We start from the raw sequence: 14,396 nt of genomic DNA, 5'->3' as shown, positions 1-14,396 counted from the left end.
GAAATCTTTTCCCCCTCACCCCAACCCTCTCCCCCATGGGGGCGAGGGGAAAGGGAGCCGATCTCCTGGCCTTTCAAATCCGGAGTTCGACTGGATTTTTCATGTCGGCGTAACTCTGCAGTGGTCTAATTTCCCCGGACACCCCGATAGGTGGAAAATACATCTATCGAGGAGTTATTCATGACTAAAAAACGCAGGGCATTCGACGACAGCTTCAAGCTGCAAGTCGTGAAGATGATCAAGGATCAGGGACTCACCGTTGTACAGGTTTGCCAGGATCTGAACATTGGTGAGACAGCCGTTCGACGCTGGGTTCAGCAATACGAGGCAGAGCAACTGGGGCAGGCCGGAATCGGCAAGCCATTAACGGCAGAGCAACAGCGCATCCGGCAATTGGAACAGGAAAATCGTCAGCTCAAGGTGGACAACGACATCTTAAAAAAGGCTACCGCCTTCTTTGCCCGCGAGCTGAAGTAAGGTATCGACTGGTTCGGCAGCTGCAACAGAAGGCTTACTCAGTGGCACATGTCTGTCGGTTGCTGAGCATCAGTCGTTCAGGCTTCTATGAGTCTCAGAAGCGTGCTGATGCGCCTGTTCGGCAGAGTTGTCCTGTTCTTGTGCAACTCAAGGCGTCTTTCGCCGAGAGTGGAGGCTGCTACGGCAGCCGCCCTTTGCGCGACGCTTTGCGCGGTAAAGGCATGCTTGTCGGGCTGTATAAAATCCGTCGATTGATGCGGGCTAACGGACTGCGTTCAGCCTGGAAGCGCAAGTTTGTACACACAACCGATAGTAATCATGACCTGCCGATTGCAGAGAATGTACTGAGCAGAAATTTTGACCAAGTGGCGCCAAACAAGGCTTGGGTAGCCGACATCACCTATATCCGCACCCGCAGTGGCTGGTTGTATCTGGCCGTGGTATTGGACTTGTTTTCACGCAAGATAGTGGGCTGGTCGATGGCTCCGAACATGCCGGCAGAGCTGGTGTGCACTGCGATGCAACTGGCTATCGCGCAACGTCAACCGCCACCAGGCTTGATTGCCCACTCAGATCGGGGTAGCCAATATGCGAGTGCAGCTTACAGAGAATTACTGGCAAGAAACGACATGCAGCAGAGCATGAGCCGTAAAGGTAATTGCTGGGACAACGCAGTGATGGAGCGCTTCTTTTTGAGTTTGAAAATGGAGCGGGTATGGCGACGTGACTACGCGAACCACGCTGAAGCGATCCGCGACATCACCGAATACATCGTTGGGTTTTACAACAACGAACGGCTGCACTCGAAACTGGGATATCTGCCACCGACCGTTTATGAGCGAGCGATGGCGTCAAAACCACCTATCGAGGTGTCCGGAATTAGTTGACCACTGCACTCGTGAGAACACCCCCGATCAGTCCCCTCTCCCTCTGGGAGAGGGCTAGGGTGAGGGTTCTGCTTCTAATGCCAGAAATAAAAAAAGGGCCGCACCCTGCCAAGGAGACGGCCCCGGAAAAACGTTGAATCTGTCACCGCGCAGTAATCACCGACAACTTGGTAATCCCCGCCCGTTCAATCGAAGCCATCGCCCGCGCCACTTCGCCGTAGTTCACCCCGTCATCGGCCTGCAATTGCACGCGCACTTCCGGGTCCTTGGCCTTGGCCGACTTGAGGTTGAATTCCAGCAAGTCCGGCTGAATCTCGTCCTTGTTGATAAACAGCTTGCCGGCGCCATCGATGCTCACCACCAACGGGTCCTTCTGCTCGACCGGCGCCACCGCTTCGGTCTTCGGCAGGTTGATCGGGATCGCGTTGGTCAGCAGCGGCGCGGTGACGATAAACACCACCAGCAGCACCAGCATCACGTCCACCAGCGGCGTCACGTTGATCTCGCTGAGCACCTCATCACTGTCTTGCGTGGAGAAAGCCATATCAGGACGCCTCCTTCACTTTTGCTGCGTTGCCGGTTGCTGCGACCTTGTGCGCAGTCGGGTGGATCAATACGCGGAACGCACTCTTCTGCGCCAGGCTGTAGAAGTCGTGGGCGAAGTCATCCAGATCCGCCGCCGTCAGTTTCAACCGACGCAAAAAGTAGTTGTAAACCAGCACCGCTGGCACCGCGACGGCGATCCCCACACCCGTGGCGACCAGTGCCGCACCGATCGGCCCGGCCACCGTTTCCAGGCTCGCCGAACCGGCCGCGCTGATGCCTTTCAACGCTTCCATGATTCCCCACACCGTGCCGAACAAACCAATGAACGGCGAGGTGCTGCCAATACTTGCGACCACCGCCAGACCGGTTTCCAGAGAACGGCGTTCGCGGACGATCTGCTGGCGCAAGGCGCGCTCGAGGCGATCCTGATGGTTGATCGCCTGGCTCAAATCATTGGCCTGTGGCGCCTCGCCCACCTGAATCGCCGCGTAACCGGCCTGCGCCACCCGCGCCGCAGCGCCGGGTTGGGTTTCGCTCAATTCAGCGGCGGAATCGAGACTGGACGCCGCCCAGAAACGTTTATGAAAACGCCGGTCCTGCGCCTTCAGACGCCCGAACTGCCAAGCCTTGAGCAATGCCAGGCCCCAAGTGGCGACGGAAAAAACCACCAGCAGCCAGATCACCGCGCTTTCGATGGATTCCAGTGGAGATGCCAGTAACGTCATGATGTATTCCTCGTGTAAACGTTTCGCGCGAATTTGGTTTCGGTTTAATGAATCTTGAAATCGATGGGCACGCTGACCCAGCCGTCCTGGGCGACATCACCCTGCTTGGCCGGGACGAAACTCCAACGCTTCACGGCGTTCAGCGCCGCGTCGTCGAGCTGCTGCCGGCCGCTGCTTTTGGCTATCTGGATCTCACCCGGCTTGCCGCTGGCCAGCACATGCACACGCAGCAACACCGTGCCTTCCCAGCCGCGACGCTGAGCCAGCGACGGGTATTCCGGCGCCGGGTTTTTCAGGTACGCGGCATTCGCTGAGGCCGGGGTTACCGGTACCGGCGCGGGGGGAGCAGGTGGCGCTGACGCGGCAACCGGGGCTGCCGGTTGTGGCGGCGCCGGTGGTTGCTCCACGGCTTTCGGTGCTGGTTTGGGTGCCTGTTTAACCACCGGTTTGGGTTTCGGAACCGGTTTGGGCGGCGGCGGTTTTACCGCCAGTTCGTCTTCCACTGGCGGTGGTGGCTCAACCACAGGCGCGGGCGGCGGTGGCTCGACAACCGGTGGCGCTGGCGGCGCCGGGCGCGAGAATTCGATGGTCATCGGCGGAATTTCCGGCGGCACAATCGGCAGCACCGGCGTCGGCTTCTGGCTGATCCAGTAGATCACCGCGCCATGCACCACCAACGCGAGCACGCCAAGCAGAATAGTTTCGCGCCGACTCAGAATGCCCTTGGGCGCACGCTGCAAACGCAACTGCCCCAGCGGCACACGATGCGGCCGGCCGAGATCGACCAACTCGCCACCCGGCGTCTGACGCCACAGCAATTCCTCTGCGCTGGCGGCGGTCTGGACATTGCCCATTGATTCACTCCCTGCGGTCTTTTTGCGTTCTCTACAAAAACTGCCGATCGACCGTTTGTTGAATCCCCCACGGTGGATCGATGGGTGAATCATTGGGCTTGTCGCTTATCTCCGAAAGTAATCTTTAACGTTATGCATAGGTCCTTATGGAATATAAGAACTGATCAATTCCGCCAAAGCCACGTGCCACGCGGGCTGCAGCGATGGGTGAAAAAACGCATGCTTTTCAGGCATTGAAAGTATTCATTCAACGCATCAAATTCGCCTGAGCCGGTTTTGCAGGACAACTAATACCAAGTAGATAGTTGATTATTATTTTTTCCCGGAACAACAAAAAAGGCCGGCACACTTTCGTGCGGCGGCCTTTATCGATTGCGCGTGGGTTATTGTTTGACGAATTCCCCTGCAAGGGTCACTACTTCACCGTCAAAGTTAGTACGGGAACCGGCCGCGCGCACTTTTGCGTAATTGTGATCAGGAGAAAACAATGACCACGCTTGAAATCCGCTATTACCATTCAGACCGACAAACGTGATGGTGGTAGGTTGTCCGGTGCTGTTCTGGAAATGGTAATGCCCGTAGCTGACGTCATAGTTAACGCCGCCCTGGCTGAACGTGCCGCTGAATGTACCGTTGGCGTCGTTGCCATCGGTAATCGTCAGTTTGGCGCCAGCGTTGGCGTTTACATAAGTGCCATTAATGCTCGACATGATTCGATTTCCTTTATCGTTGGGATAAGTGTCTTCCGATGAGAGCAAGTTTCCTCCTGGAAACTCACGACAGTCAGGATGGTTGGACATTCAACTATTGTCCACGCGAGTTACTAACGAAATTGCAATAAGCACTATTCAACCCGCTCATAACCTATCGCCGTTCGTTCGAGCATTAATTCCAATTCAACTAACGACTGGCATTGGTTTGCTGCACGCCGACAACCGGTGCATTAACCGCCGTCTCCGAGCGTGGCGTGCCGGTTGGCACCCAGTCATAACTCACAGGTAACGCCCGATAGACCCAGTTGCTGATCGCATCGCTGCCCGGCGCTTTGCCCAGATACGGGCTGACGTATTCCCAGACGTTCTCACCGTTGGCCGTCACCTGGAAAAACCGCCCGTTCATGCCCTCGTCGATCAACGTGTTGCCATTGGGCAAGCGCCGAGCACTGCTGATAAACGAACTGTAGAACGCCCACCCCGGTTGCTTCGAATTGGCTGCGCTGTATTGCCAGACGATCTGGTTTTTCACCGGGTCGATTTCCAACACCCGCGAACCGGAAATCAGCCCAAGAGTGACATTGGGATAACCCGCCGAACCCTGGTTGTCGAACACCAGCAAGTTACCGGCACCAGGCAATCCCGCCGGGATTATGTGTGCATCATGCTGACCGACAAACTGATCCACAGGACGCGGCAGTTTCTGCGCGGTTTTCGGGTTGATCAGCGGCAAATTCGGTCCGAGACGCCAGACCACTTTGCCGCTGCTTTTATCAATGATCGCGATGAAGTTGGCATTGCGTGAATCGATCAGCAGGTTGTCCGGATTGAAGCGCTTGTCACCGGCATCGAACCACTTGTTCGGCCCGACCAGGCTGAGGTTGTTGATATGCAGGTAGTCCGGATTTTCACTGGCGCGCACCAGCTTCAACTGCTCGGCGGTGAAGCCGAACTCATTGAGATGCTCCGAGGCCAGCCACTGCCATTTCACCGCGCCTTCGGGGCTGACTTCATAGATCGCATCGTCGATCACCTCGGGCACTTTGAAGCCTTTGACCTTGTGCACCTTGTTCGCCAGCACCACGGTGTTGCCGTTGCTCAAACGACGCTGATCATGGTGCTGCTGAGCCGCGCCACCGGGCGCCTTGTCGCCCCACTGCCAAACGACTTTGCCATTCCAGTCCAGCTCGCCGACGCTCTGATTGCCCAGACCATTGCCGGCCGAACCGAGTTTGCCGGGATCCTTTTCACTCAATTGCAGCAGCACATGGCCGCGCTCACCACCGACCAGCTCTGGATCGATGATCGCCGACGGAAAGCCAGCCTGTGGCCAGGTTTTCACCTCGTTGCCGTTCATGTCGATCAGGTGCGTCTGCTTGTCGGCGCCGCTGAAAATCACGTACTGATTGAAAGCCTTGTTCGGGTCATAACGGGTCACGCCGGTCGGGTAAACACTCGGTGCGGCGAAGGCGCCAGCACTGAGCACTGCGCCGGACAGCAACACCGGCAAAGCGGTTTTGATACGCAACATGATGCAGCTCCTAGAGTGACGAATCAGAAGTCGTAGCGACCGGTGACGCCCAGCGTGCGCGGTGTGCCGAGCAGGCCTTCATAGCCGCCGTTGCCGCCCGTCCACAGGGTTGTGTAATAGGTTTTGTCGAAAGCGTTTTTCAGCCACAGCGACACGTCCCACTGGCCTTGGTTGAAGTCGCCGCGCAGGCCGGTGGAAAAGTTGACCACGGCGTAACTCGGGATCTGCCCGTAGTCGGAATCCTCGACCGTACCGACCGCTTTCGAGCGGAATGCATAGCTCGCGGTGACGTAAGGTTCGAAGCCGTTATCCAGATTCCATTTGTATTCGCCGTTGGCGTTGCCGATCCATTTCGAAGCGCCGACCACTTGATGGCCGCTGAGGTCGCAAGACGCTGGAGCACCCGGCGCCTGACTGACTTCCGGCGGGCATGGGGCATCTTTGTACGAGAGGTAGCTGACGTCGTTGTAGGAGCCGTTGATGTTCAAGGTCAGGCCGCGCAGCGGGATCACCGTGCTTTCGAACTCGACACCGCGCGAACGCACGGAACCGGCGTTGGTCAGGTATTGCACGCGGTTTTCGGCGTCGTAGGCGTTCGTCTGGTAAGCGTTGACCTGCGTCCAGAAAACGTTGGCGTTGAGTTGCAGACGGTGATCCCACAGCGTGCTTTTGAAACCGAGTTCGGCGTTGTTCGCGCGTTCGGTGCCGATCAGCAGTGAATCGGCGCCGGCCACCGGAGCGGAACCGACCGCGAGGTTAACCCCGCCGGATTTCTCGCCGTGGGACAGCGTGGCGTAGCCGAGCACATCGTCGGTAATCCGGTAGCTGAGATTGAGCAGCCCGGAGGGACTGGAGCTGTACTGATTCAAGTCGCCGGAATCGTAAGCGCCGGCACGACCGCGTCGCGCCGTGGCCGCAGCGCCCGTTACGGTCGCGCCACCCAGCGGCGCATCGCGCGTGACCCAGGCAGATTTCTCTTCATACGTGCCACGCACCCCGGCGGTGAAGTCCAGCCGCTCGGTAAGGTGCCAGGTGCCTTGGGCGAACAACGCAAAACTGTCGGTCTTGATATGGCCGTTGCCGACACTGGTGACGTTGGCCAGCGCACCGGGCACCGTACCATTCCAGATATCCGCTTGCGGTCCGTAATAGGCGAAGGATTTATTGTCCAGATCCGAGCCGAAGTAGTAAGCGCCGACGACGTAATCAAAGAACTCGCCCTTGGGCGAGGCCAGGCGAAATTCCTGCGAATACTGTTTGTCCTCCACCGACACCCCGGCGTTGTAACTCGCCGGCACGTTGAGGCCGTCGTCGTTGCGCGGGGTGAAATTCCAGAAGCGATAGGAGCTGATTGAGGTCAGCGTGAAGTCGCTCGGCAGCGTCCAGTTGGCCTCCACCGAAGTGCCGCCCTGATGCACGGTAACGTGCTGGTCGTTGTCCAGATTGACCTTGCGGTGCGAACCGTTGACCAATGTTGCGCCGGCCGCGTTGGCGCGCGACTGGTACAGGTTGACGCCGTTGATGGTCGGCCCGGTGTTGTAGAGCACGCGGGTGCCGGCGCTGGAATCCTCCTCGTTGTAGTCACCGATCCAGCGCAGGTTGAAATCTTCATTGGGCTTGAATAGCAGTTGCGCGCGGAAGCCCTCGCGCGAGCCGCCATTCAAATCATGGCCGTCGTATTCGTTTTTGATGTCACCGTCGCTGCGTGTGCGGTAGGCCGAAAAACGCCCGGCCAGTTGATCGTTGAGCGGGCCGGAAATGGTGCCCTTGGTCTGGAAATACCCGTCCTCGCCGACCGAGGTTTCGATGCTGCGTTCGGGCGTGAAGGTTGGCGCGCGGGTGCTGATATTGATCACCCCGGCGGTGGTGTTTTTGCCGAACAGCGTGCCCTGCGGCCCACGCAAGACTTCGAGCTGTTCGATGTCCATCAAGTCAAACACCGCCATCCCCGGGCGGCCCAGATAGACGTTGTCGATGTACAGGCCGACGCTGCCTTCCAGGCCATCGCTGGCCGGGTTATTACCCAAGCCACGGATCGACACGCTGGACTGGCGTGCGTGCATGTAGGCGACGTTGACGCTGGGCACCAATTGCTGCAAATCCTGAATCCGGTAGACCCGCTGCGTCTCCAGATTCTGCCCGCTGACCACGCTCATGGGCGTCGGTACGTCCTGCGAACTTTCCTCGCGGCGGCGGGTGGTGACGGTCACGGTTTCCAGTTGCGAATTGTTTGCGGCAGGCTTGCCGGCCGGCACTGGTGCCGGGGTTTCAGCATCGGCGGCGTAGCCGTGAGTCCAGCTCGCACTCCCTGCCAGCAACAGGGCCAGAGGCAGGCGTTTGAGCCGTCGTGGCGTTAAGGGTGACGCAAGGTTCAACGGACTCATGGCGCGGCTCCTGGTCAAAAAACACACAGACATCTTCAATGCTGTATATTCTTTTAGGTTATTTATTTATGTTTTTACAAAGATTTACTGCATAAGAGATTGCCTTTATAAGGAGTCGACGTAATGCATATCCAATGCATTTCCCGGATATTTTTTATGTGAAAAATGCATATCGACTTGCGCCAACTTCGTCACTTCATCGCCTTGGCTGAACAACGCAGCTTCGTCGCCGGCGCGCAGGCGGTGAACCTGTCGCAGTCGGCGTTCAGCCGCAGCATTCAGGCGCTTGAGCACAGCGTCGGCTGTCAGTTGGTTGATCGCGGGCGCAAGGAATTGCCACCGACCAAACAAGGTCAGGTCTTGCTCGAACATGCGCGGCGGCTGGTCAGCGGCGCGCAGCAGATGGCCAACGAGATCAGCCAGTTCAATGGGCTGGAGGCCGGGGAATTGCGCTTCGGATGTGGGCCTGCGCCGGCGGCAGGTTTGATTCCTCGGGCGATTGGCAGCTTCATCGGGCGCTATCCGAAAGCGCGGGTGCAGTTTCAGGTCGATGACTGGCAGAGCCTGAGCAAGCGATTACTCAGCGAAGAGTTTGAATTCTTTGTCGCTGACACTCGGCACTTCGAGGCGGATCCGGATTACCTGACCTACCGGCTGCGACCGCGCAAGTGGCATTTCTGTTGCCGCGCGGGGCATCCATTGGCCGGGTTTGATCGGGTCACCGCCGAGCAATTGATGAGCTATCCGCTGGCGGTAAGTATTCGTCCGCCGAACCTGCGCAAGGTCATTGTCGACCTCAGTGGGCGGCCGGATTTCACGCCGAATGTCGAATGTGAAAACAGCTCCAGTTTGCTCAGTGTGGTGCTGCGTTCGGATGCGATCGGGATTGTCGGGGCATATTCCGATGCGCTGCATCAAGCCAAGGGAGAGTTGATGTGTTTGCGCATCGAAGGGTTGGCCGATGATCTTGAGGAGTTGTACACCCGTTACGGGATCGTCAGCCGGGCGGGGTATCGGTTGTCGCCGTTGGCCGAGGCGATGATTGAGCAGATCAAGGCGATTGATCAGCAGGATGAGGAGGTTTGCTCGCTACAGAATCTCGCTGTCTGATTTACCGCTATCGCTGGCAAGCCAGCTCCCACAGGATTCGCGCCGAGCACAATTCAGGTGGACACCCCCAATACCTGTGGGAGCTGGCTTGCCAGCGATGGCGTCAGTGCAGGCACCGATGCATTTCCTGCATAAAACCCATTCCCCAAATGCACTTGCCGAACACCCCCGGCGAAAGCGAAAACCCTCGCCTGTCCCATTGACCGGTGAACCCCATGCCCACCCCGCCAAACCCCGTGCGCAACGTGCTGTACATCATGTGCGACCAACTGCGCCGCGATTACCTGTCCTGCTACGGCCATCCGCACCTGCACACACCGAATATCGATCGCCTCGCCGCTGCCGGCGTGCGTTTCAGCCGCGCCTACACCCAAGGCACGATCTGCGGCCCGTCGCGGATGTCGGCTTATACCGGGCGCTACGTCAGCAGCCATCAGGTGGCGTGGAACGCCGTGCCGTTACCGCTGGAAGAACTGACCCTCGGCGATTATCTGCGTCCTCACGGCATCCGCACCGCCCTGGTCGGCAAGACCCACGCGACGGCGAATATCGATGCCTTGCAACGCCTGGCGATCAATCCCGAAAGCGAACAGGCCGAAATCCTCAACGAAGTCGGCTTCGAACCCTACATGCGCCATGACGGCATCTATCCCGACGACCCACTGTTCGACGACAAACGCGAATCCGCGCCCTACACCCATTACCTGCGCGAACACGGTTTCGACGGCAAAAACCCCTGGCACGACTGGGCCAATGCCGCCGAAGGCGAAAACGGCGAAATCCTCAGCGGCTGGAAAATGCGTCATGCGAATTTGCCAGCACGAATTCCCGAGCAACACTCGGAGAGTGTCTACACTACAAATCGAGCCATCGACTTCATCACCGAGCAAGGCGAGAAATCGTGGTGTTTACACCTTTCCTATATCAAACCGCACTGGCCCTACATCGTACCAGCTCCGTACCACGCCTTGTACAGTACGAAATCGATTCTCGAAGCGGTCCGCGCGACGCCCTCCGAAGCCAGCAAACACCCCGTATACACTGCCTTTCGCCAGCATGAGGAAAGCCTCAACTTCTCCCGCGATTCAGTACGATTGACTGTAATCCCTACGTACATGGGCCTGATCAAGCAGGTGGATGATCAACTCGGACGGCTGTTCGATTTTCTGCAGAGCAATGGCCGTTGGGATGACACGCTGATCGTGTTCACCAGCGACCACGGCGACTTTCTGGGCGATCACTGGTTGGGCGAGAAGGAGTTTTTGCTGGAGCAGGCGGTGGGGGTGCCGTTGATCGTGCGCGATCCTCGGGCGGCGGCAGATGTCACGCGCGGAACGGTGGATGATCGACTGGCGGAAACCATTGATGCGTTGCCGACATTCCTTGAGGCACTAGGATTGCCGGGGGCGGAGCATCGGCTTGAAGGGCGTTCGTTGATCCCGCTTCTACACGGCGAAAACCCGGACTGGCGCCGCTATGCAATCAGCGAATACGACTACGCCTTTCAAGCGCCGGCGCGGGAGCGTCTGGGTCAGCCGATCGACCGTTGCCGGATGACCATGGTGCGCAGCGAGCGCTGGAAATATCTGGCGTACGACGGCTTTCGGCCGCAGTTGTTTGATCTGTTGAATGATCCGCAGGAGTTGCGTGATCTGGGGGATGATCCTGGGTATGCGGCGGTGCGCGAGGAACATGCGGGGTATTTGTTTGAGTGGGTGCGGGGGTTGAAGCGGCGGACGACCATCAGTCACCAGGAGATTGATTTGCGGGGGCAGCGGTTTCGTTATGGTGAGCCGGAGAGCGAGAAGGTTGTTCAGATTGGTGCTTGGTAGTGGGAAGAGCCCCTCACCCTAACCCTCTCCCAGAGGGAGAGGGGACTGACCGAGTTGTTTTTTAGCTATACGCCAACCTGAAATATCAAGGTTGAACTCAGGCTCGAAAAGCCCCCAATCGGCTCCCTCTCCCTCAGGGAGAGGGCTGGGGTGAGGGGCTGTTGATCTTCAGTCACGACCTTTGATGGTTTGACTGCGTTGCCCATTCGCGCCCAACGGCACTTCACCCTTGAGCGTCACCCGACGCACCACCCGATCCTGAGTGCCGTAATCATCAATCGCGTAATGCTGCGTCGAACGGTTATCCCAGATCGCCACATCACCGGCCTTCCAGCGCCAGCGCACGGTGTTTTCCTGGCGGATCACATGGCTCTGCAAAAGCCCGAACAAATGCGCCGAATCAGCCTGCGAGTAACCTTTGATGCGTTTAACGAAATGCCCCAGCAACAAGCTCTTCTCGCCGCTGATCGGGTGCACGCGCACCACTGGGTGCTCAGTCTCGTAAACAGTCGATGTGAAGACCTTGCGATAACGCTCAAGCTTCTCCGCCGAGACGTCCGGCTTGGCGCTGGCGTAGTCGTATTCGTTGCTGTGCACGGCGACCAGTTTGTCGGCCAGCTCACGCAGCTCGGTCGGCAAGCCGTTGTACGCCGTCGCGGTGTTGGCCCACAGGGTGTCGCCACCGAATGCCGGTGCCACCACGGAGCGCAGGATCGAGGCTTTCGGGTAAGCGTCGACGAAGGTCACGTCGGTGTGCCAGGAGTTGGCGCGCTGACCTTCAGCGCCGTCCAGTTCGAGCAAATAACGCGTGCCTTCACGCGACGGCACAGTCGGGTGCGCTACGGGTTCGCCGAGCAGATGGGCGAAGGCTTCCTGACGCTGATCGTCGAGCTGGGTCTGTTCGCGGAAGAACACGACTTTGTACTGAACCAGTGCCTGTTGAATGGCTTCGACGGTGGCGGCGTCCAGTTCACCGGACAAATGCACGCCACGGATCTCGGCGCCGATACGACCGGCTACCGGGTGGATTTCCAGCGCGTGGACAGCGGGTTTTACTGCGAGTGCGGCATTGCTCATGGGTAGACCCTCATCGACTGCTTACGGTTTGGCGGCAGCGAAACAACGCTCTATCTATATTCCATTTACATCTAATAGATATTCACATGCTTCGTTGACGGAATAAGAGCTTGCATTTAAAACCTCTAGTAACCCTCGTCGCAAATGCCTTCGAGCTATTTTTAGGATGCCGGAAAAGCATATGGATCTTCGCCAGTTGCGTTACTTCATCGCCCTCAACGAACACCGCAGTTTTGTCCGTGCGGCGGACGCAATGGGCATTACTCAACCGGCGTTCAGTCGCAGTATTCAGGGGTTGGAGCAGGAGTTCGGCTGCGTGCTGGTGGATCGCGGCAACAAGGACTTGCGCCCCACGCCTGAAGGTCAGGTGGTGCTGCAGCACGCCCTGAGCCTGGTGCAGGGCGCGGCGCTGCTCAGTGCCGAAGTGACGCAGATGACCAAGCTCGATGCCGGCGAGGTGCACTTCGGTTGCGGTCCGGCGCCGGCGGTGAAATTGGTGCCGGACGCGGTAGCGCAATTCATCAACGCGCACCCGAAAGTGCGCACCTGTTTTCAGGTGGATAACTGGGAAAAACTCAGTCGCGCGTTGAGCCGTGAAGAGATCGAGTTCTTTATCGCCGACATCCGCCACTTCGAGTCCGACCCGAACTTCCAGACCCAGGCACTGACGCCCAAACGCGGAGTATTTTTCTGCCGACCGGGGCATCCGTTGCTCGCCAAGGAGAGCCTGTCGACCAACGACATGTTCGACTACCCGCTGGCGACCACGCTGATCCCGCCGGGCATTCGAAAATTGCTGGCGAACCTCAGTGGCCGCATCGATTTTTCTCCGACTATCGAGACCGAGCACTTTCCGGCGCTGGTGAAAGTGGTGCTGCAATCGAATGCAATTGGTGTGGGCACGGAAGAGGCGTTTGTCGAGGACATTGCCAAGGGTTCGCTGGTGTTGCTGCACTGGCGTAATTTGCCGCAGAACCTGGAAAGCATGAATGCACGGTGCGGGATCGTCAGTCGTACCGGGTTTCGGTTGTCACCGGCGGCGCGGGCGATGATCGAGACGTTGGTGGCGGTGGATCGGCAGGAAGTCAGCGTCGCCGTTTAAAGGGTTCGTTCCCACGCAGAGCGTGGGAACGATCGGTGTACGTTAGAGCTTGGCTGCTGCCAACTCAGGCGCCACCCAATCGGTGACCTTGAACGACTTGCGAATCAGCTTCTGCTGCGCCGCCAGATCCACCTTGTCCTGCAAGCTGCCGAGGAACACCGGATCCAGTGTCGACGGGAACACTTCGCTCAATTTCTGATCCTGCAGATCCTGCGTCAGGATCACCGGTGGATAACTGGCCAAACCCGAGACCAGTTGCACATAAGCGGCCTTGTTGCTGTCCTGCGTCAGCCACTCCACGGCCTGTTGTTGCGCCTTGAGCAACTTGGCCACCGCTTCCGGGTGAGCGTCGACAAACTTGCCCGTGCCTACCAGTACCGACTGCACGCTGCCTGCGCCACCGAGATCCTTGGTGTTCAGCGGCAACTCGGCCAGCCCCTTGGCCTGCAAAGCGCTCAACCCGGAGCTGCCCCATGACGCATCGATCTGCTTGGCTGCCAACGCCGCGACCGCTGCATTGAAATCCAGATTGATCACTTTCAGATCCTTCTCGCTCAGACCCTGACTGGCCAGCGCCGCATCAAACGACAACTGGGTTGCCGTGCCTCGGAAGATCGCCACGCGTTTGCCTTTCAGATCCTGCAGAGTCTTGATCCCTGACCCCGGCACCACGCCCAGATACTGTTTTACCCCACGCGCACTGGCGCTGAGCAAGCGAGTATCGAGGCCATTGGACTTGCCGATGATTGCCGCCAGATCACCCAGATACGCCAGATCGACCTGACCATTGGCAAACGCCTCGTTGATCACCGGCCCGGCACCTTTGAAGAAACTCCACTGAATCTTGATGCCCTGATCGGCGAAGGCTTTTTCAAAAATCTGTTGATCGCGCAGCACATCGACCACCCCGCCGCCGCTGTGCTGGGTGCCGGCGCTCAGGTCGGGCACGGCGATTCTGATTTCCTTGAGTTCGTCGGCATGCGCGGTGAACGCCAGCAGGCCCGCCAGAGCAGGCACGGCAAACAGACTGAAAACACGTTTGAAGGGGAGGTTCATGGGTGCAGCTCCTTGATCACGACGGGCGTTGAGGAGCCGAAAGTAGGCCGAATGCACACCTTCGCTTAAATACTATAAACGCACATTTTTATAGCTTTTAAC

12 protein-coding genes are annotated in these 14,396 nt (G+C 58.3%); 4 read left to right on the top strand and 8 right to left on the bottom strand.

Annotated elements, in window-relative coordinates; translation table 11 throughout:
- The first annotated feature begins 180 nt into the window (after nucleotides 1-180).
- Nucleotides 181-1,364 (top strand): IS3 family transposase gene (locus AC3IUF_RS01085; RefSeq protein WP_463543596.1). Its coding sequence is split into 2 segments (ribosomal slippage): nucleotides 181-445 and nucleotides 445-1,364, totalling 1,185 coding nucleotides; the frame shifts between segments, so codons are not numbered across the junction.
- A gap of 142 nt (nucleotides 1,365-1,506) precedes the next feature.
- Here AC3IUF_RS01085 and AC3IUF_RS01080 read toward each other — a convergent pair.
- The 6 genes from AC3IUF_RS01080 to AC3IUF_RS01055 all read right to left on the bottom strand — a co-directional run bounded on the left by AC3IUF_RS01080 (nucleotide 1,507) and on the right by AC3IUF_RS01055 (nucleotide 8,117).
- Nucleotides 1,507-1,908 (bottom strand): ExbD/TolR family protein, encoded by a 402-nt coding sequence (locus AC3IUF_RS01080; protein ID WP_003220570.1) that lies wholly within the window; start codon nucleotides 1,906-1,908, stop codon nucleotides 1,507-1,509.
- 1 nt (nucleotide 1,909) lies between these two features.
- Nucleotides 1,910-2,635 (bottom strand): MotA/TolQ/ExbB proton channel family protein, encoded by a 726-nt coding sequence (locus AC3IUF_RS01075; RefSeq protein ID WP_371042322.1) that lies wholly within the window; start codon nucleotides 2,633-2,635, stop codon nucleotides 1,910-1,912.
- A 44-nt stretch (nucleotides 2,636-2,679) separates the two neighbouring features.
- A complete protein-coding gene (locus AC3IUF_RS01070; RefSeq protein ID WP_489280129.1) occupies nucleotides 2,680-3,489 on the bottom strand; it encodes an energy transducer TonB in 810 nt (269 codons plus the stop codon).
- A gap of 383 nt (nucleotides 3,490-3,872) precedes the next feature.
- Entirely contained in the window at nucleotides 3,873-4,199 is a 327-nt protein-coding gene (locus tag AC3IUF_RS01065) for a hypothetical protein (protein WP_007919145.1), read from the bottom strand.
- A 190-nt stretch (nucleotides 4,200-4,389) separates the two neighbouring features.
- On the bottom strand, nucleotides 4,390-5,733 hold the full coding sequence (locus tag AC3IUF_RS01060; RefSeq protein ID WP_489280128.1) for an aryl-sulfate sulfotransferase: 1,344 nt from the start codon (nucleotides 5,731-5,733) through the stop codon (nucleotides 4,390-4,392).
- 23 nt (nucleotides 5,734-5,756) lie between these two features.
- On the bottom strand, nucleotides 5,757-8,117 hold the full coding sequence (locus tag AC3IUF_RS01055; RefSeq protein ID WP_489280127.1) for a TonB-dependent receptor: 2,361 nt from the start codon (nucleotides 8,115-8,117) through the stop codon (nucleotides 5,757-5,759).
- A 165-nt stretch (nucleotides 8,118-8,282) separates the two neighbouring features.
- Between AC3IUF_RS01055 and AC3IUF_RS01050 the strand changes: the two genes are divergently transcribed.
- Nucleotides 8,283-9,227, top strand: a complete 945-nt coding sequence (locus AC3IUF_RS01050; RefSeq protein WP_123375650.1) for a LysR family transcriptional regulator — start codon at nucleotides 8,283-8,285, stop codon at nucleotides 9,225-9,227.
- A gap of 215 nt (nucleotides 9,228-9,442) precedes the next feature.
- The gene (locus tag AC3IUF_RS01045; protein WP_489280125.1) at nucleotides 9,443-11,059 is read left to right on the top strand and encodes an alkaline phosphatase family protein; all 1,617 of its coding nucleotides are present in this window, start codon (nucleotides 9,443-9,445) and stop codon (nucleotides 11,057-11,059) included.
- 168 nt (nucleotides 11,060-11,227) lie between these two features.
- Here AC3IUF_RS01045 and AC3IUF_RS01040 read toward each other — a convergent pair whose 3' ends face one another.
- Nucleotides 11,228-12,136, bottom strand: coding sequence for a TauD/TfdA dioxygenase family protein (locus AC3IUF_RS01040; protein WP_489280124.1), 909 nt, complete (start codon nucleotides 12,134-12,136; stop codon nucleotides 11,228-11,230).
- 181 nt (nucleotides 12,137-12,317) lie between these two features.
- On the opposite strand from AC3IUF_RS01040, the gene AC3IUF_RS01035 reads away from it, so the two are divergent.
- Nucleotides 12,318-13,238 (top strand): LysR family transcriptional regulator, encoded by a 921-nt coding sequence (locus AC3IUF_RS01035; protein WP_007917649.1) that lies wholly within the window; start codon nucleotides 12,318-12,320, stop codon nucleotides 13,236-13,238.
- A gap of 42 nt (nucleotides 13,239-13,280) precedes the next feature.
- Here AC3IUF_RS01035 and AC3IUF_RS01030 read toward each other — a convergent pair whose 3' ends face one another.
- The gene (locus AC3IUF_RS01030; protein WP_489280122.1) at nucleotides 13,281-14,294 is read right to left on the bottom strand and encodes an ABC transporter substrate-binding protein; all 1,014 of its coding nucleotides are present in this window, start codon (nucleotides 14,292-14,294) and stop codon (nucleotides 13,281-13,283) included.
- Nucleotides 14,295-14,396: the final 102 nt, after the last annotated feature.

This window comes from Pseudomonas sp. KH_040, assembly GCF_057839305.1.
This window is presented reverse-complemented; position numbering and strand designations above follow the sequence as displayed.